Raw genomic sequence first — 23,360 nt, 5'->3', positions numbered from 1 at the left:
GGTACGGCGCTCGTCGTCGCGTCCCTCAGATCGTAGAAACCGACGGGCTCCATGCCGAGCGCGGCGAAGATCTGCGCAGCCTGACGACCACCGCTGAGCGGTCGGCAGGCTGATGGCGGTCGAGGCGTTGTGGGGCCGGCCCCCTGCCTCAGCCGAACGTGACGGAGTAGGCGCTGAGGCCCGGGGAGAGTGTCAGGGTCAGCACGCCCTGCCGAGGCGCACCGCCGCTCACCACGCGGTAGATGTTGGGCGCGCCGGACACGGTGTGGGTGCTGGTCTTCCCGTCCAGGGTCGCGGTGGCGGTGCCGGTCCCGCCGACGTTCAGGTAGACGTCGGAGGCGGAGAAGTTCAGTTTGATGCCGGCGTTCCGCTTGCTGGTCAGCGCCTCCGCTCCGACGTTCCACGTGCCGTGCAGGGCGAACTCGCCGGGCTCGAGCGCCGACGGATAGCCGAAGTCACCGGTGCCTTCGGCCAGGGGCCCGTTGGCGGCGTCGGCGCGCTCGGCGCCCAGGTAGATCTCCGGGGTCTGGTTCCAGTTGGTCGGGGTCTTGTCCGGCACGTGGGTGGGGGCCGGCAGGGTCGTTCCGGGACTCGCGGCGGTCAGCAGTTTGCGGATCAGCGATTCCCTGGCGGCGTAGTCGCCCTCGCCGAGGACGACGTTCCGTACCTGGCCCTTGGAGTCGATGAGGTACTGGGCGGGCCAGGCCGTGTTGTCGAAGTTTTTCCAGGTCGTGTAGTCGTTGTCCAGTGCGACCGGGTAGCGGACGTCGAGCCGTTCGGCGCCGGCCTTGACGTTCCCGGGTACGTGCTCGAAGGCGTACTCGGGGGTGTGTACGCCGATCACTTCCAGGCCGTGGGACTTGTACTTCTCGTACCAGGCGTTGATGTGGGGAATGGCGCGGTGGCAATTGATGCAGGAGTAGGCCCAGAAGTCGACCAGGACCACCTTGCCGGCCAGGGAACTCTTGGTCACCGGAGCGCCCTCTGGTGTGTTCAACCACTGTTGGGTTCCGGCGATCTCGGGAGCCTTGCCGCAGTCGAGCAGTGCGGACGACCGCTGTGACGCGCACCGCTGCAGCGCGGAGCCCTGCACCGAGCCGAGCGTCTCGGCAACCCCGGAGTCTGCGATTGCCTGGTTGATGCGGGCGGTGTAGTCGGGGACGGCCCGCTGCAGGGTGTCGGTGACGTTGAAGGTGAGGCCGAAGGCCAGGACGACGAAGGTCAGGCCGGCGACGAACCTGACACTCCGCTGCCGCTTACGGAACGCGCGCACCCGTTCGCTGACGCGCCGGCCGGCCAGAGCGAAGAACAGCAGCGGAACCGCCGTGCCGATCGCGAAGGCGACAGCGAGCACCACCGTCTGTACCCCGATCTTGTGAGTGGCACCGGCGACGGTGATTGCGGCGAGCACGGGGCCGGCGCACGGCACGTACACCGTGCCGAGTGCGAGTCCCAGGAAGAACCCGCTGTGCCTGCCGCCGACCTGCCGCTGCCCGATGCGCGCGAACGGTCGCTCCAGCAGATCCTGCACCGCTGGGAACATCATGGCGATGCCGAGCAGGAGAAGCACGACAAGGCCGGCCCACCGGATGATGTCCTTGGGCACTGGCAGAGCGCTGAGTACCAGAGTGCCGAAGAGGGTGATCAGAGTGAAGCTGATGACGAGTCCGGCCATCACGGCATAGGGCCGCCCCTTGCGCGCCGGTTCCGCTCCCGGCTGGGCGGCCGGAACGCCGCCCGAAAGGAGGACCAGGGGCAGGACGGGCAGGACACACGGAGAAATGGCGGTGACAAAACCGCCGACCAATCCGATGAGTATCAGCGTGAGCAACACAACCTCCAGACAGGACCAAACGGAAAGACCACAGTGCGTAGCGTCGTCGGAACCGACGGCGGTCCGCATTCCCACGATTTCCGCCAGGCCAGGTTTTTCAGGGGAAATCGAGCGCAGTAACACTCACTGGAGTTTGCGGGGCGTCGCTTTCTCCATGACCTTGCCGAGCGTCGGTGGGCGGACGACCACGCCCTCGACCACCCCGCGGATCGGGTTGCGGCTCCCGTGACGGCGTATGCCGCGAGCGGGATCGGGTTCCTCGTCGGCGCGCAGCCCCTCCACCGTGATCATGCCGATGCCCTTCTCGCTCGCCCAGGTGGGAGATGACGAATGTGGCACCCATTGTCATCACCTGTCAAACCAGTGACGCATGATCGCAATGCCGCGCCCTGCGCCAGGCTCGCCGGAGGCACGTGCACGGCATCCGGGCACCACGTACGCCGGGCACAAGGAGTGCACGGGCTTCGAGGTCGAGTCGCAGACCTACGACAAGGGCGAGGTCGTCGCCAAGTCGAAGCATCGGTCCAGAACGATCAGCCCGTATCGCCACCATGGCCGAGGCAACCCGGCCGGTCTGGGAAGCATCGGGAGACACCGATGCGCTGCAGCAGTGGCTGAAGGACCACAGCTGCCACGGCGTCGATGCCATGCGCGTCCTGGGCTGCGATCTTCGCGAAGCTCAACACGCGTTCTGCGACGCTCCCTGCCGCCAGGCCGAGCGCGAGTTCCAAAACCAGGTCATGGAAGGCCTCGAGGCAACCTGCGGAGACCTATGACAGCGCCGATGCCTCCCGCAGCCGCCCTTGACTCGGTCATTAAGACTCCGCCGACCTCCGCTGTGCCGTGCACGCCGTGCACGCCGTGAACGAAGAGAACGAATGGGGGCTGCGGCCTCTCGTCCCAAGCGAGGTCAACCGCCTTCGGGAACTCGCGGCGGCAGTAAGGTCGGATCTGGCCCGATCCGGGCTCGTCATACGTGACCCTGAGGAGCCGGATTGGGAGACATCGCCCGGCGGGCTGGAAACCGAACTGGACGAATTCGACGATGCCGCAGGTGGGATCTGGCTCCACTGGCAGGTGCACCCCGCCCTCCGGTGAGCGGTGGCCGAGGCCCTGCAGGACGGGCGGATGAGCGACCCAGTGATCAAGGCCGCGGGCCACGTTCATGAGCGGATGGCGCCGGCGATCCTGTGCATGCTGGAGGCGCTCGGATACGTAGCCGAGGAGAGCAACGATGACTACCGGCCCTTTGCGATCAAGGTTCTCTCCGGCCCTAGTTGATCTACGGCCGTGCCCCTTGGGTGCCCCGTCGAGCGACGCGATCTTCGTCTGTGACGGGCGCTTCATCACCTCGGCGGGCATCACCGCCGGGATCGATCTCGCCTTGTCTCTGGTGGAGGCGGACCTGGGCGCGGATGTGGCGCGGGCCGCCGCCAAGTATCTCGTGGTCTTCATGGCCCGCCCGGGCGGGCAGTCGCAGTTCTCGGTCCGGCAGGGCGCGAAGTACGGCACGGATTCGGTGCTGCGGCAGGTCCTCGACAACGACCGCCGACCCGCGCGGGGACCACACTCTGGCCGCCCTGGCCGCCAGGGCCGGGGTGAGCGAGCGCCGTCCGACCCGTCTGTTCCGGGCGGAGACGCGCATGTCCGCGGCGCGGTTCGTGGAGCGGATCCGGCTAGGCCGCACAGGCGCTGCTGGAGAGCGGCAGCGATCCGCTGGACTCCGTGGCTCGCGGGAGCGGGTTCGGTTCGGTCGAGACGCTGCGGCGCACGTTCCAGCGCGTTCTCGGGGTCACCAGCCCGGGCCGTACACGCTGCACCGCTGCCACGCGCGGCCGTCGCCGGGTGGGTTTGGCCAGCGCCCGGCGGGCATCCGTATCTCCCGCACGACCTGGTGCACTTCCTTGTCGAGGCGGAGGCGGGCATCAAGTTCGGGGTCTACGGGCGGCTGGCCGCTGGTGACAACGGTCTGTTCTGGCCCGCCGACCCTGCCGAACGTGCCAAGGTCGCTCGGCGCCGCAAGTCGAAGCGAGTGAAGTCGTCCCCCGAGGCAAAGGCCGACATGGTCAGGTCGGAGGAGCTGGCGGGCATCGCTGTACCCGTGTGGGAGGTGCGGCACGGCCACTTGCGGGAGTTGCCGGCGTATGGGGCGGCGGGTGAGATGCCGCCGGTGGTGGACCGGATCGTGTCGCGGTTCGACGACTACGCCGACCGCTGGCACGCGCTGCCGGTCGGAGGTTCGCTGAACCTGACGTGGTGAGGCCGGGTCGGTCCACCTCGTGAGCCCGTCTTGATGCCTTGCCTCACCACGTGATTGGTGTTCGGTTCCGGATACGGGGCTGTTGCTGACAGGTCTGGTGGTCTGCGGTCTGCTTGTGGCGTGGGGGACAGCAGGCTGGAGTCGTTGGAGTTGTCCGAAGCCGAGCGGCTGACGTTGCAGGGTGGAGCCACCAGGTAGCCGGACGCGGTCTTCTCATAGCGGGTGGCGTTGCCGCGCCACTGTCTGAGGCGGTTGATGCACCGCTCGACCGTGGTGCCCTGCCGACCTGTTCGGGGTGCGCCGTCACATCGGCCCGCCAGACAACAGTAGCCATGGACATAGTAGCCATGTACTCTATTTGGCATGAGCAAGGGTTCACCGGGCCCCACGCCCGGCTTCCTGGTATGGCGGCTCGCCAACAAGTGGCGCGTCGCGGTCGATCGCGCGATGGCTCCGCTGGGCCTCACCCACGCGCAGTACTCACTGGTCGCGTCGCTGCACGGCATGCAGCGCGCCGGCGAGCGGCCCAGCCAGCGCCGACTCGCCGACCACACCGGCCTGGAGGCGCTGTACGTCTCGAAGCTGGCGCGCGCCCTGGAGTCGGCCGGCCTGATCGAGCGCACCCGCGATCCCCGCGACCCGCGCGCCGTACAGCTCGCCCTCACCGAGCAGGGCCAGGCCGTCACACGGCAGGCCATCACGGTGGTCCAGGAACTGCTTCAGCAGTTGCTGGAGCCGCTCGGCGGCCTCGACGCCCCGCGGACGCGCGCGTTCACCGACGAGTTGACGACCCTGCTCGACACACCTCTCGCTCCATCCGTACTGACCGACGAGAGCACTCAGGGGACAACACCATGACCACCACTGCATCCCTCACCACCGCACCCGCCGCCGACGCCCGCGCCCTCGGCCTGGCCCACTACGCCGCCCGCGGCGTCCTGGAGCACGTCCTGGCCCGGCACGGAATCACGTTCCAGCAGCAGATCGCCCTGCGCGCCGCCATCACCGCCGACGTCCCGCAGACGCCGGAGGATCTCGTCACCCAGGTCCGGGGCTCCCTCAAGGCCGATCCGGCCGACATCCGCGCCACTCTCGACGAGCTGCTGGCCAAGCAGCTGCTCGTCGCGGACGGCGCGCACCTTCGCCTCGCAGAGTCAGGGCGCGAGCTGATCGCCGCCGTCGGCGCGGAGACCGCCCCCATCACCGCCCGCATCTGGGGCGGGATACCCGCCGAGGACCTGACCGCCGCCGGCCGCGTCCTCGCCCTGGTCACCGAGCGCGCCAACGCGGAGCTTGCGGCGCTGACCGCCTGACCGTCCGACCGAGCCGATTGGTGGATCGGGTCGTTCCGAGCTCCGACGGCACTCGCTGGACACCCGTCATTGGGCGGCCGGATGAGCCACCGGCAGGCACCGGCAGGCACCGGCATGTCCGGCAGGTTCCGACGTGCAGCGCGCGGGCCGACGGTGCTGCCAACCGGTAGAAGCGGCCGTCTTCGTCGTTGAAGCCCAGGTGCCGGGTCGCCGTGAGGGTTGATCAGGTGGGTGGTGAAGGTCAGATCGTCCGGGTCCGAATGCCGGGGCTGTGCCGGCTGGCTCGGGGGCGCTTCGGCGGTCCGGGGGACATTGGCACCAGGCGGCTTCCGGGTGTGTGTGAAGCGGACCCGTGTACGTGCGAAGTGGCACGGGCCCGCTCCTTGGTGATCTCGCGTCCTGTCCGGCGAGACGCGTTCACGTTACGAACAGTCGCCGCGGGCGGCGACTCGGATTCAGCCGGTTGGGTCCGCCTACCGAGGCTGTCCCGCGGGGCGAAGTGCCGCGTTCAAGCAGCGGGATCGGCTTCTCCGTCCGTCGCCGCCTACTCCGTAGGCCGGTTCCTTGCCGTCGCCGGCACCTACCGCCTCGGGAACGCCGAGCCGGCCCTGCCCGGTCCCTACTCGTGGCTGTCGCCAGGTATGAGCTCAGTGATCGAGCTTGTTGTCGCGGCAGTTTTTCGGTGCGGACACCGGGTTGCAGCGGGCGGCGTCCGGGCCGGGCAGTGAGACGAAGAAGTCTCGGTCGTAGCGGGCGGACATGCCGGCTGCCGGGAAGTCGGTGGAGACTATCTGGGCGCCGCTGCCCAGTGCCGACTCACGCATGGTGGTGTCGCGGTTGAGCACGGTGCTCATCGGGACGTCGGAGCGGGTCCGTACGATGTACCCGCGCTTGACGAGGTCCGCGATCTGCGCGGCGTTCGTGCCGTTGGGGTCGTTGCGCTTCATGAACGCTGCCGAGGGGGTGCCGGGTGCGGAGTCGGTGAACAGCACGCGGCCCTCGAGGTTCGGGTGGCCGGCCAGGTAGGAGGTGCGAACCTGGTTGGTGTTGTCCATCGCGAACATCACCTTGCCGGCCGACTTGGCCACTGTGGGCCAACCGTGCTGCAGAACGGACTGCTCGAGTGTCAAGCCGGGCCGCCTGACGTCGTCCGGCGTGATCAGCTGGTTGGTGTCGAAGACCGAGCGGATCTCCTGCTCAAGCATCTGGAAGGCCGACTCCTCCCACGGGGGGCTTTCGACGCCGCCGAGGCGCTCGAAGCGGTCTTCGCTGGCCTTGAACTCCAGCATGATGAGCAGCGGGACATGTCCGGGATTGTTCTGCGACCAGCCACGGATCTGCTTCAGACACTCGGTCAACTGGACGCAGGTGGTGTTGTAGTCGGCGTCGACGATGTGGAAGACCTTCGTGCCGGGTTCCCCCCAAGCGGCATCCTCGAGTGGAGGAAGGCCCGCGTTCTTGCGGACCAGCGGCCAGCGGTACAGGCCGCCCTTCGGATCGGGCAGGACGTCTAGTTCGACTGAGCGGACCTCCTGCTCGTCCAGCTGCTCGGCCAGCGGTGAGTGCGAATAGAACAGGTTCGGGTTCGCTCCAGGGTCTACCTCCAACTGGGCGCGCTGTTCGGCGCCGGAGAGCTCGCGGTGGTAGCTGTTGTGTGTGGCCACCACCTGGATTTCGTTGATGCGTGTGCCGCCCTTGTTGACGGCCGCCTGCGATGAACCGGTCAATACCGTCTGCGTGGCGAGTGCGGTGAGTGCTGCGGCGACAGCCAGCCAGCGGGGGAGGGGCATGCGGATCCTTTGCAGCCAAGAGGGGGTGGGTACGACGACTCGACCACGCTCGGAAGGAAGGATGGACCTGCCGTGTCGTCAGTTCGTTGATCAACCATCTCGAAAGTGAATCTTGGTGGTCCGAGCGGGTTGCCTCCCCGTCCCGCGTTCAGCGGGGCGAACTGACCCTGCGGGTGGCGGGCGCAGTACACGCCAGCGGCCCGTCGCCGTCGCTGCCGTCCACGGCCCCGGTGAACCCCCTGCAGATCGCCTGGTGCGGCGACTCTCACGCCCACACCAGAACGCCTCCCGGGCCGCAGCCCGCCGACTCACCACCGAACACAACGTGCACCAGGGCCTCCTCGACGCGGGGCGGGAGCCCGGGCCGTACTCGGGCGGCTCGCACCAGCAGAGGCGCGCAGTGCGACGAGCCGGAGGAGCCCATGCCTTTCGTCGGTCGCCCGATTTGCTCGCTCCAGGCTGATGGTCGCAACGGTGTTTGACAGGCATGGTTGGGGTGCGCAAAGTGGCCCGCATGAACCAGAAGATCACTCCGGACTTTGAGGAGCGCCTGGCAGTCGTCTGGGCGTCGTTCGACGACTACGACGGGGGGCGTGAGGCGGAGTTCAGGGTCATGGTCGATGAACTCGTGTCGGAGCTGCCCGATGACAACCCGGTCGTCGCGTTCGAGCGGGCATGCGCCTTCGACTCGACCGGGCACTCCGACAAGGCAGTGCCGCTCTATCAGGAGGCGCTGGCGCGCGGCATTGATGGTTATCGCGCACGGCGCACCAAGATCCAGCTGGCCAGTTCGCTGCGTAACACCGGCCGTGCCGAGGAGGGTGTCGCGCTGCTCACACCGGAGTTGGACGCGCCCTCCGACGAGCTGGACGACGCCGTACGCGCGGTCCTCGCGCTGTGTCTTGCCAGCCTCGGCCGGGAACGGGAGGGTCTGTCGCTGGTCCTTGGGGCGCTGGCTCGCCACCTGCCGCGCTACCAGCGGTCGATGAAGAACTATGCGCGGGCGCTGGTCGAGCCCGAAGACTCATAGCGAAGGGGCCCGGCAATCGAGATACGGTGTCCGATTGCCGGCAGGCGTGGGTCGGTGCCTGCTCGGCTCTGGAGGTGCTCTCGCTGTTCACAGCCGGTTGCGGCGTGTCGATCGTCGCACTGCGCGCCGTGCGATACCACGCCGCTTCCGGCGTCGTCTCTGTGCCGTTCCGCCCCCTATCGAGTACGGACCGGTCCGGCTGCGCAACGGTGCCACGGCGTGGGTCCGGCCTTCGTGGAAACCGTCACCGCACCTTCACTCGGCCTGACGTGGACCCCGGGGCCGTTGCCGGTTCACAGGTATTTTGTGTTCCGGGTCCTGGCTCGATGATCACGTGTGGTTCACGCGGACGACGGCGGCCTTTCTCGGCTGATCGCATCGAGCAGAGCTTCGCGGCCACCGTCGCCCCCTCGGTGCGGATCGTGCCGGCCACGGCAGTCGCTCGGGCGCGGGTCTCGAGGGTCAGGGCCGTACTGAGCGCGGCTGACAGGGACTCGGTGGTCGCAGTCGGACCGTCGTGTGCCGCGCCGATGCCCAGGTCGGCCACCCGGCCCGCCCAGTAGGTTCATGGTGTCGAAGACGCGGTCGGCGAAGGCGGTCGCGCCCTGACGCACCATGGACTGGCTGCAGCAGGCGACCGATCCATACCATTCGTCCGAGTTGTCGGACGTCTTGTCGTGCAGCTGCTTCTGGTGCGACGCCAGCAGGGCCGCGCCACCGCGGATGTTCCAGTGGGTGAGTTCGACATCGGTGCGGCGGCCGCGGTGCCCGGCTCAGGCCCTGAAGAAGGCCGGCCAGCGGCGGGAGTGCAAGACCTCCTCCACGGCGATCCCCGCGGCCATCGTCAGCCCGGCCACCAGCACCGCCCAACTGCCGCAGAAGGTACTGGCCAGCACCAGCAGCATGCTGACCGGCAGCACCGCATGCTCAGCCCGTCCGCTTTTCGCGCGCCGGGAGTGGATCAGATAGGTCGCCAGCAGGAACAGTGCGGTCGGCACGGTCACGGCGGCCGCCGCGACCGTCTGGGAGATGTGCGCCTTGTGGACGGCAAACTCGACGGACACCTCCAGGCCTGCGCCGATGGCCGCCGCCGAGCCGAAGATGAAGTAGTGGCCCTGGCCCCACAGGATCGCCCGAGCGCTGGTGCTGAGGTGTTCGTGCACGGGGAGGGAGAAATAGGTCCAGTACGCGGAGAAGACGATGAGGAGACCGCCGACGGTGATGGGCAACAACTCGTCGATCGCTGAAAACTCGTCGATCGCGGACTGCACCGCCACCGTCGCGGCCAGGATGGACTCGCCGAGCACGATGATGGTGAAGAGTCCGTAGCGTTCGGCTATGTGCCGCGGGTGCCAGCTGGTCCGGTGTCCTCGCTCGGCGAAGGAGGGCAGGGACAGCTCCGCCGCGGCCATCAGTATGTATCCCCACCGCAAGACTCCGGGCGGCAGGAACAACGCCACGAAGACCCAGCCGATCTCGGTGATGACGAGTCCCGCCGCGTAGCGCAGCGCCGTGGCTCGCACCGCCCCGGTCGAGTTGCGCGCGGCGCGCAGCCACTGACAGGTGAGGGCGATCCGCATGATGATGTAGCCGACGACCGTCACGGAGTAGTCGCTGTGGTCGAAGGCCCGCGGCACGCCGGCCGCCAGCACCAGGACGCCGATGATCTGGACAAAGGTCGCGATGCGATAGGGGACGTCGTCGGTGTCGTAGGCCGAGGCGAACCAGGTGAAATTCGCCCAGGCCCACCAGATGGCGAAGAAGACGAAACAATATCCGACGATTCCGTGCGCGAGATGGCCCTCGGCTATCGCATGCACCAGCCGGACGCCGGCCTGGGCCACCGCCACCACGAAGCAGAGGTCGAACAGCAACTCCAAAGGGGTCGCGGCCCGATGCGGCTCGTCGGGGTCACGGGGGCGCATCCGGGCCAGGGGGCGAAAACGCCTGGCTGGCGGGGCATGATGATGGTCACTCATCCGTGAATCGTAAACATGTTCGGTATGTGCGCGTATATCGGTGTCGGTGCCAGCGGGCGCGCGCACCAGACCCACCGCCACGGCATCCTTCGGTGACTGGTCACAGGACGGTGGGAGTGTCCCCTCCATAGTTCGCGGCCCCTCTTGGTCCGGGCTACTCGCCGAGTTGCCTCCTGGTGGAACCGGAGTGTCCTGATCAGGCCGGTCTCCGACGACGAGCAGCCCACATGACCGGCACCATGAGCACGGCGCCGAAGTAGAGCGGTTCTCTATAGGGACCGTGTGACCATCCGATGTGTGACACCGCCGATCGGGGGGTCGTCACAGCCGACGGGGCGACGTGGACGGCCGCGCGCAAGAGGTGAGGGGCGAAAGCCACTCGATCGTCTGCTCGATGTCCTTGTCGACGGCCCGCAGTGCCGCGGGCGGACTGTCCGAGGGCACCGATACGTTGTGTGATCGAGGTGGCGGCGCGACTGACGGATCGCAGGTCCGCGGTCGGTGGCGATCGGCCCACCCACCGTCGGGTCGAGAGGCCGGGCGGCAAGCACCCGCCGGGGCAGCCGGGGCACGTCACCGCCGAGGTTCCCTGCAAGGGTCTTCGGCGCGTGTGGTGTATTCGGGCGATTTGTTTTACGGGCTGGGTGCCAGTTGCTGTTCTGCCCAGATGAGTTTGCCGTCCGGGGTGTAGCGGGTGCCCCATTTGCGGCTGAGTTGGTCGATGAGGAGGAGGCCGCGGCCGTTCTCGTCGGTGGTGCGGGGTTGGCGCCGGCGTGGGGTGCTGTTGCCGGTGTCGTGGACCTCGCAGGTCAGGGCATCGTGGCGGATCAGACGTAGCTGGATGGGGCCGTTGCCGTGGCGGATGGCGTTGGTGACCAGTTCGCTGACAATCAGTTCGGTGGCCGCTGCATGGTGTCCCAGGCCCCACCGGTTCAGCTGGTCGGTGGTCAGGGATCGGGCACGGCTGACGAGGGACGGGTCGGCCGGGAACTCCCAGGAGGCGACCTGGTCCGGGCCGAGTGCGTGGGTCTGGGCGAGGAGCAGGGTGACATCGTCACACCATGCCTTGGTGGGCAGCCTGTCCACCGCGGACGAGCAGAGGTCTTCCAGTGGGAGGCCGGGTCGTGCCAGGGCTGTGCTCAGGCGGTCCATGCCGGCGCCGATGTCGTGGTCGCGGGCTTCGATCAGGCCGTCGGTGTAGAGGGCGAGAATGCTTCCCTCCGGCAGTTCCAGGGTGACGGACTCGAAGGGCACCAGTCCGACGCCGAGTGGGGCTCCGGTGGGCAGGTCGGGGAAGGTGACGCCGCGGTGTGGGTCGAAGATCGCGGGTGGTGGGTGCCCGGCCCGCGCCATGGTGCACTGCCGGGTGACCGGGTCGTACACGGCATACAGACACGTGGCGGCCATCGTCGCGGCGGCCGGGTCCCCGGGGTCGGCATCCGCCTCGGCGAGACGGATGACCAACTCGTCGAGGTGGGCCAGTAGTTCGTCGGGAGGCATTTCCATGTCCGCCAGGGTGCGTACGGCGGTGCGGAGCCTGCCCATGGTGGCGGCGGCGTTGATGCCGTGTCCGACCACGTCGCCGACGACCAGGGCGATGCGGGCGCCGGACAGGGGGATCACGTCGAACCAGTCGCCCCCGACGCCGTGGTGGCTGTCAGCGGGCAGGTAGCGCCAGGCCACGTCGGCGGCGGATCCGCCGGTTGCGTGGTGGGGGAGCAGGTGCCGCTGCAGGGTGAGGGCTGCGGAGCGTTCGCGCGCGTACTGGCGGGCGTTGTCCAAGGACAGAGCGGCCCTGCTGACGAGTTCCTCGGCCAGAAGAAGGTCGTCCTCCTCGAACGGCAGACGATCCTTCGTCCGCACGAACATCGCCACGCCCAGCACGGCGCCCCGCGCGCGGATCGGCACGACCATCAAGGAGTGCATCATGTGATCGCGGACCTTCTCCGCCCGGGCCGCGTCGTGGTGGTCCAGCCACGTGCCGGGGGAGGCGTCCAGCAGCGGCTCGAAATGGGACTCTCCCGATTGCAGGACACTGATGAAGGGTGACACCGGCGGGACGAAGACCGGCTCTCCCCGCGCGAACATGGACTCAGGGGCCCCCGGGTGGACCGATGCCAGGCCCGCGCGACGAAAGGCGGGGACGAGTCCGCCCTGCGGGCCGAGACGCGCCAGGGACTCCTCGCAGACCGGGACCGACTCCGCCAGGTCGACGGTGGCGTAGTCCGCGAGGAGGGGCACTGCGAGGTCAGCCAGTTCCTGCCCGGTCTGCATGACGTCCAGGGTGGTTCCGATCTGCTTGCTGGCCCTGCCCAGGATCGCGAGGCGTTCGCTTGCCCGCCGGCTGTCCGTGACGTCCACGCTGACGGCGCACACACCGAGCGCACGGCCGGCTGCGTCGTCAAGGCGCAAGAAGGAGGCCATGAACGTCGGTTCATGGCGCGCATGGGGCGGAGCGAAGGCCCGGTATTCCACGTTGGTCGTCTGGGCGCCGCTCTGAAGCACTTGGCGCATCAGCGCCTCGAGCGTTTCGGCCTGCGGGCCGGGCGCCGCCTCCGTCAGCCTGCGTCCCAGTCGTTGCTCAAGAGGGATGCCGTCTTTGACGCCTTGGGTGTCGTTGACCCACGTGCAGCGCAGCTGGGTGTCGCGGATCACGACACCGATCGGCAGGTTGCTGGGGATGTGCAGCGCAGCCGGAAGGGACTGCAGCGTGGGTCCGTCCACCGGCCGCGGGGGGAGCGTGGTCTTGTCGGTCGCCGACACGATCCACTGGGCCCGGCCGTCCTGTGCCGACAGCGACTGCACGCACATGCGCACGTTGATCCTGTGGCCGTCGCGGTGGCGGAGCGCGGTGGAGCCGGACCAGTGAGAGGGGTCATGGCTAGTTGCCAGGACCGCTGCTTTCGCCCGGTCTTCAGCAGCCGTCAGCAGGGCGGCGGCGGAGCGGCCCACCACTTCTGTGGCCGCGTAGCCGACCAGCCGCTGGGCATCCTGTGTCCATCCGATCACCGTCCCCTGCGCGTCCAGCAGGGCTATCGCCGCACCGGCCGTCTGGACGGCCGGCTGATCTGGGGTGCGTGCTGTCTGTGTAGAACTGTCCATCGGTCATTCCTTCCTGTGTACCCCGCGATGCGGCTTGCCGGATGCTTGGCTGTCCACGTGCGCGCCGTCCAGGGCCGGGTGGCGGGTGCCCGTCCGGCAACCGGACGGGCGATGCTTCACGCACAGGGTTCGGCTCGTGGAGGGTGGGCAGCGGCGACTGCTCGTCGGGGCCGGGGCCGGCCGCGTTCTTGTGGGCGCGGCGGCGGTGAGGACAACGGCTTCTCAAGGCATGGGTATTTCTCACATCTCGATCACGGAGGCGGTCAGGTGCCGGACCTCGGGCCCGGCTGTCGGCGGCGCCGATCGGTGCGCGCATCCACACGTGCGCCTCGGGATGCGGCGGCTGAGCGATGCACGTGCTCACCGGCGGGGACGCGACGGAAGCTCAGCCGGCCACGAGGAACCCTCCGGCAGGCGGGATGACCTCCCGGAGCGCTGCCCCGTTCGGACTTCCCTCGTTGTCGTCATGAGCCCGGTGCCGGGGTCAAGCTTGGTCGTCGAGCAGGGTGGCGAGGTGTGCGCCGAATCGGTTTTCCAGGTCCCCTTCCTGCTGCATCCCGCGTTTGAACAAGGCGGCGACTCGCTGTTGGGTTTCGGGCCAGGCAAGGGCGGCCGCGAAGGCGTTGCGGCCGTCGAGGAGTCTGTCGACGGGTGGCAGGGAGATCTGGTTGACCAGGTTCTTCGCTGTTTCGATCGGGCGCCGGTCGAAAGAGGCGATGCGCCGTGCGAGTGTGTCGACGAAGCCGTCCAACTCGCTGTCCGGAAGAGACCGGTTGATCCAGCCGTAGCGTTCGGCAGTGCCGCCGTCGAAGTCGTCCGCGCCGAGGATGATTTCCAGTGCACGGCCCCGGCCGGTCAGCAGGGGAAGCCGCTCCGTGCCCCCGCCTCCGGGGATGACTCCCGCGCCGACCTCGGGCTGGCCGAGGACGGTGTTCTCGAGGGAGGCGAAGCGCATGTCGCAGGCGAGGATGAATTCGCTGCCCACGCCGCGCACGCGGCCGCGGATCTTCGCGATGCTCACCACGGGGGACTTGGTGAGGCGGACGAACGTGTCCGTGGGGGTGGTCAGGCCGGAAGGGCCGGCGGTCTTGGCGATGCTTCCCGATCTGCCGGACATGTCGAAGTGGGCGAGATAGAAGTCGGGGTTCGCGCTCTCGAACACGACGACTCGAAGGTCCGGGCTGGCGTCCATCCGCGCGAGCAGGTCCTGCAGCCCTTCGAACACGGTGCGGTCGACCACGTTCAGAGGCGGGTTGTCGAACACGGCCCGCCAGTAGGCGGGGGTCTCTTCGATGATGCGCACAGTCGCAGTCGCTGCCGATTCAGTCATGTCATCCCTGCTAGATCCTGAATTTAAAGTTGCAAGTCAGATTGCTTGTTGCCACTGCTTGCTTGGTCGGTGTGGTGCCGCGCGGGTGGGTCCGGTTCCGCTTCGGCGGGGCGGGGCGCCATCGACGGGGGCCGGAGGCCGGCTCGTCGGGCGGTGCGGGGAGTCAGAAGCCGCGTTGGGGGATCGCCGGCTCCGACAGTGCGGCCTTGATGCGCCGGGTCCCCTCGTCGGCGAGGACTTCGAGCTGGTCGCCGGCCAGGGCTTTCATGGTCAGCTCGGCCACCGTGTCGGCGCTGATTTTCGACGAGTCCGTCCAGGTGCTGAGGTCGGTGTCCACGAAGCCGGCATGCACCCCTACCACCCGGGTTCCCTGTGTGTGCAGGGCCTGTCGCAGGGCGTCCGTCAACGACCACTGCGCGGCCTTGGAGGCCGCGTAACCGGGGAAGCGCGGATTGCTCGCCCAGGATGCCAGCGACAGCATGTTGACCAGCGCTCCGCCGCCGTTGCGGGCCAGGATCGGGGCGAAGGCCCGGGAGACGGCCCAGGTGCCGAAGTAGTTGACGTCCATCGCTTGGCGCGCACCGTCGAAGGTGCCCTCCATGAGCCTGGTGGCGTTGCCGCTGATTCCCGCATTGTTGATGACGATGGAGACGTCTCCCGCCGCGGCCGCGGCCGCGGCGACATCCTCCTCGTCTGCGACGTCCAGGCGCAGCGGGATGACGTCCTTGTCGACCACGCTCGCCGGGTCGCGGGCGCCGGCGTAGACCTTGGCGGCGCCGTGGCTGATCAGTGCGCGGGTGAATGCGCGGCCGATGCCGCGATTGGCGCCCGTCACGAGAGCCACTGATCCTGTGATGTCCATCGTGCTTCCTTTTCGACGTGTACGCCTTGTGCTGGCGGGCTCTCGGTAAGTGGCCGGTCCGCCGCCGGGTGGGCCCGGATGGGCGTCGCTGGCATCCTGATCGAGGCGTTTTCGCCGCGGTCGGCTTGACCGTCACTGCCGGTCCGCCAGGCGTTTCCGGGAGGCCCGGGTGGGGCGGCGTTGCCCGCCGGCTCCACACTAACAGCTCACTTTAGATATGCAAGCCAGGGTCTGGTCGTTCGTGCCTGAATTGCAAGAGAAAACTCAGCTGGTACACTGCGGATAAGACAGTGCAGCAGCTGGGGACATACGGAACCCGGCGCCACGTGGGAGGTGCGGAGTGCCGAGGCAGTTGTCAGGTCTCGCGGATGACGAGCCGGCCTGCTCCATCGAGCGGAGCCTGCAGATTCTCGGCGAGCGTTGGTCCTTGCTCGTGCTCCGGGAGGTTTTCGCCGGCAAGCACAAGTTCGCCGAGATCCAGTCGTCCCTGGGCATCGCCTCCAACCTGCTCAGCGCTCGGCTCAAGCTGCTCGTCGAGGCGGGCGTGCTGTACACGCAGACCTACCAGGAGCCGGGCAGCCGGCCTCGGCAGAGCTACCACCTGACGGCGGCCGGGAACGACCTGCGGGTGGTGCTGGTTGCGCTCCAGCAGTGGGGCGACCGCCACCGACCGCGCCGCTCAGGCCCCTCCGCGCTCCGCCGAGTGCGCGACACGAACCGGCCCGTCCATGTCGGGTTCCTCGACGACGACGGTCACGAAGTGCCCGCCACGGACGTCGTCATGCTCGCGGACACGGCCGCCCCGGCCTGATCGGACGCCGCCCTCCGGAACTCGCTGTGGGTGTGACGTCTCATCGCAGGTGGGTGTTCGGGACCCAGTGCGGCCGTAAGACATGCGTTCCTTCAGGTCGGACCAGACTGCCTCAGGTGCAATGGCGTCGGCCTGGCCCCCCTGTCCGTCACCCTGGAAGTGCCCGAGCACAGAGTGCTCGGCCTCTGCACCGACGGCCTGATCGAGGCTCGCGACCACGACTCATTGAAGCCCTGGACGTCCTTCGCCCAGGTGCAGCGCAACCAAGTGCCGCGGATCACGACACCGACGGGCAGGCGGCTCGGCAGGCACGGCCCCACCACCCACCGGGCCCGGACGTCCTGTCTGTACAGCGCCTGCACCCAGAGGCGTACGTCGATGCCGCGGCCGTCGTGGCGGAGCGTGGTGAAGCCGGACCAGCGAGAGAGGTCACCGCCCTGCTCCGAGAACGCTGATGCCTTCGCCCGGTCCTCGGCAGCCGCAGGCAGGACGATGGCGGAGCGGCCCCCCACGTATGCGGGTATGACCCGACCAGCCGCTGGGCGGCCTGCGTCCACGGGACCACCGTTCCCCGCGCATCGAGCAGGGCGATCGCCGCGCCGGGCGTCTGGAAGGTCGTCGGGGCGGCGGTGAGCGCCGCGTGTGCAGAACTGCCCATCGGTCATTCCTTCTTCTGGCCCGGGGCGATGCCCGCCGGGGGCCTGGCCGTGCGCGTGCGCGCCGTCCGGTGCTCTACGGGCGACGCTTCACGCGCGGGGTTTCGCCAGGTCTCTTCGTCGGCGAGGACTTCGTCTTGGTCGTTGGCCAGGGCCTGGAGGGTCTGCTTGGCGACGTCGGCCGCGCTGATCTTCGGCGCGTCCGTCCAGGTGCTGAGGTCGGTGTCCACGAAGCCGGCGTGGACCCCGATCACCTGACTCATCCGAGGATGCCTCGGCCTCAAAGACTCCGTTGGCAAATGGACAGGGCGGACATCCTGGCTCTCACTCCGGCTGGGAGTGGATCACTTGACCTGCGGTCCGTGAGTCATAGCGACTGCCATGGGCAGCGGTTCGTCCCTTTCCCAACGGAGTCTTTCAGGCCGGGGAGGAGTCGGGCTCCTGCGGCGCAGGTCGTTGGGGTGACGATTGGCTGTCGGGGCGGTGTGTCGTCTGCCCTGCGCGGTGGCGGGGCAGGTCAAAGATGGTCAGTTCGTTCAACTGCCGTATCTCGGTAGGTTGGCGGTTGTGGCGACGGTCCCGAGGGCGGGCGGGGTTGCCGGGTATGCCCGGTACGCCTACCGGCTTCGGGTGGCGTCCACTTCCCGCGCGGCCCTGCTGGATGAGTGGGCGCGGTGTCGGTGGGCTGGAACGAGTGCGTGGCCGGTTCGAAGAAGGCTCATCCCGAGGGTGAGTAGTGCGGCCCGGCCCGGCTGGACAGGATGCTGACCTGGGCCTGCGCTCGTACCCCGTGGCTCGCTGAAGGGTCGTTGGTTCCGCAGCAGCTGATACGCGACGTCGGGAGGTCCCGCGCCAAGGCGTTGAAGGACATCAAGGAGCGGCTGCCGATGCACCGGCGGGCGGGGATGCCCAGGTACAAGAAGAAGCGCGACGCGCTGCCGACGCTGAACTGCACCCGGCGCGGCTTCCGCCTCATGGACGGACGCCTGCACCTGGCGGGCGGTATCGCTCTGACTCCTGCGTGGTCGCGGGACCTGCCGGCAGACCCGTCGAGTGTGCGTGTGGACCGGGACAGCCTCGGACACTGGTATGCCTCGTACGTCGTTCCCGCCGAAGTCCATCCGCTGCCCGCCACCGGCCGTGTGATCGGGATCGACTGGGGTGTACGTGAGACGGCGACCACCACCTCCGACGCGCACGACCTCCCGCACGCCGAGCACGGGAGGAAAACCGCCGTCCGCCTGGCGCACTACCAGCGGATGATGGCCCGCCGCCGCGCCCCGAAGAACAAGGCGCGGACACGGGCTACCGTGAGGCGAAGCGGCAGGGCGAAGGGGTACAAGAAGATCGCGCGTCGGGGGCTGGACACCGGCCGCAAGTAGGCCAAGAGCGTGGCCTGGGGCCATGACGCTTTTACCGTCGAAGACTTCCGGCCGAGGTTCCTCGCCACATCCATGATGGCCCGCAAGGCCGCCGACGCCGCCATCGGCGCCACCAAGACGGCCTTGATCGGGATGGGTTGCAATCACGGACGGACCGTGCACCTGGTACACCCGGCGCACACCACGATGGACTGCGCGCAGTGTGGAGCGAGAGCCAAGCACCAACTGCCACTGGGTGAGCGCACCTACACCTGCACCGCGTGCGGAGTCTCGTCCCCACGGGACAAGAACTCCGCCCACGTGATGCTTGTCCGGGCAGGTCTGAACCCGGTCGGCGCTGATCGCACAACACCGGGCGGGACGCCGTCCCGCAAGGCAGCGTGAGCCGGAAATCCCCGCTCAGCCCCGAAGGAGAGAAACCCCTCCCCTTCCAGGGAGGGGAGCAGTCAACAAGGTGCCCTGTTCGCGCAGGTCTTGCCGCAGTGCGTCTGTCTGGGACCACTGCGCTGCCTTGGCGGCGGCATAGCCGGGGAACGAGGGCTGCCCGACCCATGACGCCAGCGACAGCGTGTTCACGAGTGCGTCGCCGCCGTTGCGGGCGAGGATGGGGGCGAAGGCCCGGGAGACGGCCCAGGTGCCGAAGTGGTTGACCTCCATCGCCTGGCGCGCGGCGTCGAAAGTGCCGTTCAGGAGTCCGGTGCCTGTGCTTCCGATACCCGCGTTGTTGATCACGATGGTGACGTCACGCGCGACAGCGGTGGCCTCGGCGATCTCGTCGGGCCTGGTCACATCCAGGCGCAGGGGGGTGACGTTCCGGTCGGGGGTTGCGGCCGGATCACGGACGCCTGCGTAGACCTTGGCCGCGCCGTGCTCGATCAGCGCTCGGGCGAACGCACGGCCGGTGCCACGGTTGGCCCTGTGACCAGGGCGACTGATCCTTTGATGTCCATCGTTGCTCTTCCTTTGCTGTGAGCGTGCCGTGGTCAGGCAGGCCGGCGGGAGCCGTGCCACCCACCAGGGCATGAGCGGCTTTGGAGCCGCCCCCATGCGGGCCGTTGGCGGAGCAAGGGTCCAGCAGCCCTGCCGGATCGCGTAGAACGCGGTTCAGGCGCGTGGCTGTTTGCTCAGTGCGTGCGTGCCGTGGGCGAGGCTGCGTTCGGGATGGTCCGCATCGTCGTTGTTGGCTGGTTGGTTGAGGTTGAGGGATTGTGTGATCTCGCGCAGGCCCGTCTCGTCCTCGGCCTTGGCGAGTGTCTTTTCGGCGAGTGCTCGCGGGTGGAGGTCGCGGAGATGGAGATCGGCGAATTCCGGGCCGAGTTCTTGGCGGATGTCGGCTTGGGCGCTGTCGGAGAGGGCTCTGACCTTGCGGATGAGGGCAGTTGTCTCGGAGATGGCTTTGGGGAGCTTTTCCGGGCCGAGGACGACGATCGCGATGACGAAGAGGGTGAGTATCTCGAGTGGGCCCGTGTCGAAGAACATGTGCGGCCTCCTGGGCAGTGCGAGTCACGAGCGGGTGCCGGCTGGGCTGTGGTCCGGCTCGTGGAGGGTGGGAAGCGACGAGGGCTCGTCGGGGCTGAGGCCTGTGCCTGCCGTGTTCTTGCGGGCGCGGCGGCGGTCGTTGATCCAGGAGACGGCGCAGGCGGCCAGATAGAGCACGGTGATGGGCCCGGCGAGCGCCAGCAGGCTCAGCGGGTCGCTGCTGGGCGTGGCGATGGCGGCGAACGCGGCGATGCCGAGGACCATGTGCCGCCACCAGCCGGCCATCCGGGCGGCGCTGAGGACGCCGGCCAGGTTGAGCATGACGAGGAGCAGGGGGAGTTCGAAGGACAGTCCGAAGACCACGACCATGCGGGTGGCCAGGTCGAGGAAGTCGTCGACGGGCAGGATGTTGGTGGCCTGGTCGGGGGTGAAGGAGATCAGCACCCGCGCCGTCGTGGGCAGGACGGCATAGGCGAACGCGGCTCCGGCCAGGAAGAGGGGGATTCCTGTGGCGAGGAAGGCGAGGGTGTACTTCTTCTCGCCGCGGTGCAGACCTGGGGCCAGGAACCTCCACAGCTGGTAGAGCCAGACGGGGCTCGCGCCGATGACACCGGCGGTCAGTGACACCTTCAGGGCGAGGGTGACCGGTGAGAGGAGACCGTTGGTGGCGATGACCCCGCATCGCCCGGAGCCCGCCGTGCCCTCCGCCACGGTGGTGCAGCCCGGTAGGGGCGCGATGACGAGGTCGATCAGCTGCTTGTAGAACAGCCCCGCGACAACGGTCGTCACGATGACCGCGCCGATCGCCTTCACCAAGCGACCGCGCAGTTCGCGGAGGTGGTCCGCGAGGGACATGTGTCCCTCGTGGGCTCGGGGTGCGGCCTCGGGGGCCAGGGATGTGGCGGAGAGCACGAGCAGACCTCGGTTCCTTCCTCAGGTGCCGGTGGGCGTCAGCGCGGGGCGAAGGCGTCCTGGGAATGGGCCGTGGCAGTGGTCTCCTGCGGCCCGCGCGCCGAAGCGATCTGGCCTGCGGAGTCGGCCCGGCCCGCAAAGTCGGCCTGCGCGGGGGAGTGGTCTTGGGCGGTGGCCTCGTCGTCGCGGGTGCGCATGGCCTTGGTCTCGCTCTTGAGGATGCGCATGGACTGCCCGAGCGAACGCGCCATGCCGGGAAGGCGCTTTGCGCCGAAGAGCAGGACGAGAACGACGAGGATGAGCAGAATCTCAGGTGCTCCGAGTTTGCCGAACATTGGGTGCTGCCTTTTCGTGTCAGGAGCGTTGAATTGCTCCGCCGTGTGTGGGGGGTTGGGCTGGTGCGGGCGGGGGCATGTGCCTGCCCCCGCCCGCACGGGTGGCTAGCGAAGGGAACGGAAACCTTCGCGAAGCTCTTCTGTAAAGAGTTTCGGCTGTTCCCAGGCCGCGAAGTGCCCGCCCTTGTCGAGCTTGTTGTAGTGGATGAGGTTGGGGTAAGCCTTCTGTGCCCAGCTCTTCGGGGCTTGGAAGTTCTCGTCGGGGAAGGCGCTCACGGCAGCCGGGATGGTGACGCCATTGGGGATGAGGGTGTATTTGTTCTCCCAGTACAGACGAGCGGCAGAAACCGCCGTGTTCGTCAGCCAGAAGAGCGTGATGTTGTCGAGGACGTCGTCACGGGTCAGGCCTTCCTTCTGTCCGGCGAAGACCCGGGAGATCAGTTCCAAGCTGCGCCCGTCGTGGTCGAGCATGAATGCCGCCAGGCCGATGGGCGAGTCCGTCAGCCCGGTCAGCGTCTGCGGGCGCGACCCCATGATGCGGGCGTAGGCGAGGTGCTTGTAGGTGAATTGCAGCTGCTCGTACGCGTGCTTTTCCTCGTCTGAGAGTCCGGGGGGCACCGGGCTGCCGGTCGAGAGCGCCTTGGCGATGTCGGGCGGAACCACACCAGGCAAGTTGGTGTGGATGCCGACCAGGCCCTGGGGCTTCTGCACACCCATGCGATCCACGATGAGCGCGCCCCAGTCGCCGCCCTGCGCCGCATACTTCTTGTATCCCAGGCGCTTCATCAGCGCTATCCAGGCACCGGCGATGCGGTCGGGGCCCCAGCCGGTCGTGCTCGGCTTGTCCGAGAACCCGTAGCCGGGCAGCGACGGAATCACGACATGGAAGGCATCCGATGCCTTGCCGCCGTGTGCGGTGGGGTTGGTGAGCGGTTCGATGATCTTCAGCTGTTCGATGATCGAGCCGGGCCAACCGTGGGTGACGATGAGTGGCAGAGCGTTCTTGTGCTTGGAGCGGACGTGGAGGAAGTGGATGTCCAGCCCGTCGATCTCGGTGATGAACTGCGGCAGGGCGTTCAGCCTCGCCTCGACCTTGCGCCAGTCGTACTCCGAAGCCCAGTAGCGCGCGAGCTCCTGCATCGTCTCGAGCGGCACGCCCTGCGTGTGATCCGCGACGGTCTCGTGCTCGGGCCACCGCGTGGACACAATGCGCCGACGGAGATCGACCAGATCCCTCTCCGGGAAATGAACACGGAAGGGACGGATGCTCCCGCCCGCTGCCGGATGGAGGCCTGCTCCCCTTTCGACCGCTGCAGCCGACTGGGCGGGGAACAGGCTGAAGGATCCCGCCACCGCTGCGGCCGTCGCAGCGGCCGAGGTGGAAAGAAAAGCCCGTCGAGAGTGGGGCGGAAGTACTTCAGACATGGTGAATCTCCAAGCGTTGTTCGAATTTCGCCGTACAAGGGCCGGTGTGTGGATGTCGACGGCGACCGGTCGATCATTTCGGTGGGCCTGCGAGCAGACGCGGATGTACGGCTGCCGGTCCCGTTCGGTGCGTGTCATCCACGTTAGACCCTAAATTTAAATTTGCAAGCTAGACCGATCGCGGCGTTCGTCGCGGGCGGCCGGGCGAGGCCAGGGCGGCCGGGTGGGGCCAGGGCGGCCGGGTGGGGCCAGGGCGGCCGGGTGGGGCCAGGGCGGCCGGGTGGGGCCAGGGCTCGAAGGTGAGCCGCCCCGGTCCCGTCGAGCGAGGTGGCACAGGTTCGAACGGTCCTCTACCGGTGCGATGCGGCAGCGTGAGGTCGTGCACCTCGCTCTCGGTCGCGCTACGGGGTCAGGAACGCGGTCGACGCGGGCCGGCATCTCCTCGGGAGTCACCTCTGTGAGCCAGTGGCCGCACTCGGGTATGACCGGGGTCCGCACGTCGTCCGCGGCAAGCTTCACCGTCTTCCCGACCCCATCGCCGCCGCTTGCCGCTCCGCCGATTGCCAGGACGGGCAGGGTCGGCCGCGGGTTCTTACGTCGCTGGTTCTGCGCGACGGTGGTGTCGCACGCTCGGTAGAAGCGGAAGCTGCGGCTCAAGGCGTCGTGGTGGGAGGCAACGGTGCGGGCGTAGTGCCTGACGGCGTAGTCGGGCAGTTCCTTCACGGCGTTGATGTCGAACTCGTAGCCGAAAAGATGCCTTCCAGTCCCCCTGGCGAACTGCTCGTTCAGTTTGGCGAGCCGGTTGAAGGGGATGTGCCACAGCCGGTCGTTGAGCAGTGGCGACATCAACTCCGGGGAAT

21 protein-coding genes and 1 pseudogene are annotated in these 23,360 nt (G+C 68.2%); 9 read left to right on the top strand and 13 right to left on the bottom strand.

Annotated elements, in window-relative coordinates; all coding sequences use genetic code 11:
- Window positions 1–148: 148 nt before the first annotated feature.
- Both ABT078_RS37830 and ABT078_RS37825 read right to left on the bottom strand, forming a co-directional pair.
- Entirely contained in the window at window positions 149–1,831 is a 1,683-nt protein-coding gene (locus ABT078_RS37830) for a cytochrome c biogenesis protein CcdA (RefSeq protein WP_502981507.1), read from the bottom strand.
- A 126-nt stretch (window positions 1,832–1,957) separates the two neighbouring features.
- A complete protein-coding gene (locus tag ABT078_RS37825) occupies window positions 1,958–2,173 on the bottom strand; it encodes a hypothetical protein (protein WP_351236143.1) in 216 nt (71 codons plus the stop codon).
- A 212-nt stretch (window positions 2,174–2,385) separates the two neighbouring features.
- Here ABT078_RS37825 and ABT078_RS37820 point away from each other — a divergent pair, with 212 nt between their 5' ends.
- The 6 genes from ABT078_RS37820 to ABT078_RS37795 all read left to right on the top strand — a co-directional run bounded on the left by ABT078_RS37820 (window position 2,386) and on the right by ABT078_RS37795 (window position 5,407).
- Entirely contained in the window at window positions 2,386–2,610 is a 225-nt protein-coding gene (locus ABT078_RS37820) for a hypothetical protein (protein ID WP_351236141.1), read from the top strand.
- An 85-nt stretch (window positions 2,611–2,695) separates the two neighbouring features.
- Window positions 2,696–2,932 carry a hypothetical protein gene (locus ABT078_RS37815; RefSeq protein WP_351236139.1) on the top strand — a complete coding sequence of 79 codons (237 nt, stop codon included), beginning with the start codon at window positions 2,696–2,698 and terminating at the stop codon, window positions 2,930–2,932.
- Window positions 2,933–2,962: 30 nt separating this feature from the next.
- Window positions 2,963–3,115, top strand: coding sequence for a hypothetical protein (locus ABT078_RS37810; RefSeq protein ID WP_351236137.1), 153 nt, complete (start codon window positions 2,963–2,965; stop codon window positions 3,113–3,115).
- Window positions 3,116–3,728: 613 nt separating this feature from the next.
- Entirely contained in the window at window positions 3,729–4,094 is a 366-nt protein-coding gene (locus ABT078_RS37805; protein WP_351236135.1) for a hypothetical protein, read from the top strand.
- A 363-nt stretch (window positions 4,095–4,457) separates the two neighbouring features.
- Window positions 4,458–4,952 carry a MarR family winged helix-turn-helix transcriptional regulator gene (locus ABT078_RS37800; protein WP_351236133.1) on the top strand — a complete coding sequence of 165 codons (495 nt, stop codon included), beginning with the start codon at window positions 4,458–4,460 and terminating at the stop codon, window positions 4,950–4,952.
- Window positions 4,949–5,407: a winged helix DNA-binding protein gene (locus ABT078_RS37795; RefSeq protein WP_351236131.1), complete on the top strand. Its 459-nt coding sequence runs from the start codon at window positions 4,949–4,951 to the stop codon at window positions 5,405–5,407. The genes ABT078_RS37800 and ABT078_RS37795 overlap by 4 nt, the downstream gene beginning before the upstream one ends.
- A gap of 647 nt (window positions 5,408–6,054) precedes the next feature.
- Here the strand turns inward: ABT078_RS37795 and ABT078_RS37790 are convergent.
- Window positions 6,055–7,197: a phosphatidylinositol-specific phospholipase C1-like protein gene (locus ABT078_RS37790; protein ID WP_351236129.1), complete on the bottom strand. Its 1,143-nt coding sequence runs from the start codon at window positions 7,195–7,197 to the stop codon at window positions 6,055–6,057.
- A 514-nt stretch (window positions 7,198–7,711) separates the two neighbouring features.
- On the opposite strand from ABT078_RS37790, the gene ABT078_RS37785 reads away from it, so the two are divergent.
- Entirely contained in the window at window positions 7,712–8,227 is a 516-nt protein-coding gene (locus ABT078_RS37785; protein ID WP_351236127.1) for a tetratricopeptide repeat protein, read from the top strand.
- Between the two features lie 773 nt (window positions 8,228–9,000).
- Here the strand turns inward: ABT078_RS37785 and ABT078_RS37780 are convergent.
- The 4 genes from ABT078_RS37780 to ABT078_RS37765 all read right to left on the bottom strand — a co-directional run bounded on the left by ABT078_RS37780 (window position 9,001) and on the right by ABT078_RS37765 (window position 15,500).
- Complete coding sequence (locus ABT078_RS37780; RefSeq protein WP_351236125.1) at window positions 9,001–10,206, bottom strand: low temperature requirement protein A; 1,206 nt, start codon at window positions 10,204–10,206, stop codon at window positions 9,001–9,003.
- 633 nt (window positions 10,207–10,839) lie between these two features.
- The gene (locus ABT078_RS37775) at window positions 10,840–13,308 is read right to left on the bottom strand and encodes a SpoIIE family protein phosphatase (RefSeq protein ID WP_351236123.1); all 2,469 of its coding nucleotides are present in this window, start codon (window positions 13,306–13,308) and stop codon (window positions 10,840–10,842) included.
- A 484-nt stretch (window positions 13,309–13,792) separates the two neighbouring features.
- Window positions 13,793–14,638, bottom strand: a complete 846-nt coding sequence (locus ABT078_RS37770) for an enoyl-CoA hydratase/isomerase family protein (protein ID WP_351236121.1) — start codon at window positions 14,636–14,638, stop codon at window positions 13,793–13,795.
- A 163-nt stretch (window positions 14,639–14,801) separates the two neighbouring features.
- Window positions 14,802–15,500, bottom strand: coding sequence for an SDR family oxidoreductase (locus tag ABT078_RS37765; protein WP_351236119.1), 699 nt, complete (start codon window positions 15,498–15,500; stop codon window positions 14,802–14,804).
- 340 nt (window positions 15,501–15,840) lie between these two features.
- Between ABT078_RS37765 and ABT078_RS37760 the strand changes: the two genes are divergently transcribed.
- Window positions 15,841–16,311 carry a winged helix-turn-helix transcriptional regulator gene (locus tag ABT078_RS37760; RefSeq protein WP_351236117.1) on the top strand — a complete coding sequence of 157 codons (471 nt, stop codon included), beginning with the start codon at window positions 15,841–15,843 and terminating at the stop codon, window positions 16,309–16,311.
- A gap of 661 nt (window positions 16,312–16,972) precedes the next feature.
- Here ABT078_RS37760 and ABT078_RS37755 read toward each other — a convergent pair.
- Window positions 16,973–17,230 carry a hypothetical protein gene (locus ABT078_RS37755; protein ID WP_351236115.1) on the bottom strand — a complete coding sequence of 86 codons (258 nt, stop codon included), beginning with the start codon at window positions 17,228–17,230 and terminating at the stop codon, window positions 16,973–16,975.
- Window positions 17,231–17,534: 304 nt separating this feature from the next.
- Here ABT078_RS37755 and ABT078_RS37750 point away from each other — a divergent pair.
- Window positions 17,535–18,733 (top strand): annotated as a pseudogene (locus ABT078_RS37750) (RNA-guided endonuclease InsQ/TnpB family protein).
- 15 nt (window positions 18,734–18,748) lie between these two features.
- On the opposite strand, the gene ABT078_RS37745 reads toward ABT078_RS37750, so the two are convergent.
- From ABT078_RS37745 to ABT078_RS37725, 5 genes are all read right to left on the bottom strand, one after another.
- On the bottom strand, window positions 18,749–19,372 hold the full coding sequence (locus tag ABT078_RS37745) for an SDR family NAD(P)-dependent oxidoreductase (protein WP_351236113.1): 624 nt from the start codon (window positions 19,370–19,372) through the stop codon (window positions 18,749–18,751).
- Between the two features lie 81 nt (window positions 19,373–19,453).
- The gene (locus tag ABT078_RS37740; RefSeq protein WP_351236111.1) at window positions 19,454–19,828 is read right to left on the bottom strand and encodes a twin-arginine translocase TatA/TatE family subunit; all 375 of its coding nucleotides are present in this window, start codon (window positions 19,826–19,828) and stop codon (window positions 19,454–19,456) included.
- Window positions 19,829–19,852: 24 nt separating this feature from the next.
- Window positions 19,853–20,683, bottom strand: coding sequence for a twin-arginine translocase subunit TatC (tatC, locus tag ABT078_RS37735; RefSeq protein ID WP_351236147.1), 831 nt, complete (start codon window positions 20,681–20,683; stop codon window positions 19,853–19,855).
- Window positions 20,684–20,778: 95 nt separating this feature from the next.
- The gene (tatA, locus tag ABT078_RS37730) at window positions 20,779–21,075 is read right to left on the bottom strand and encodes a Sec-independent protein translocase subunit TatA (protein ID WP_351236109.1); all 297 of its coding nucleotides are present in this window, start codon (window positions 21,073–21,075) and stop codon (window positions 20,779–20,781) included.
- Between the two features lie 105 nt (window positions 21,076–21,180).
- Window positions 21,181–22,500 carry an epoxide hydrolase family protein gene (locus tag ABT078_RS37725; RefSeq protein WP_351236107.1) on the bottom strand — a complete coding sequence of 440 codons (1,320 nt, stop codon included), beginning with the start codon at window positions 22,498–22,500 and terminating at the stop codon, window positions 21,181–21,183.
- Between the last annotated feature and the right edge of the window lie 860 nt (window positions 22,501–23,360).

The sequence above is a fragment of the Streptomyces sp. NPDC002133 genome (assembly GCF_040296405.1).
Taxonomy (GTDB): Bacteria; Actinomycetota; Actinomycetes; order Streptomycetales; family Streptomycetaceae; genus Streptomyces.
The sequence above is the reverse complement of the archived record's forward strand: the minus strand, read 5'-3'. Positions and strand labels throughout refer to the sequence as shown.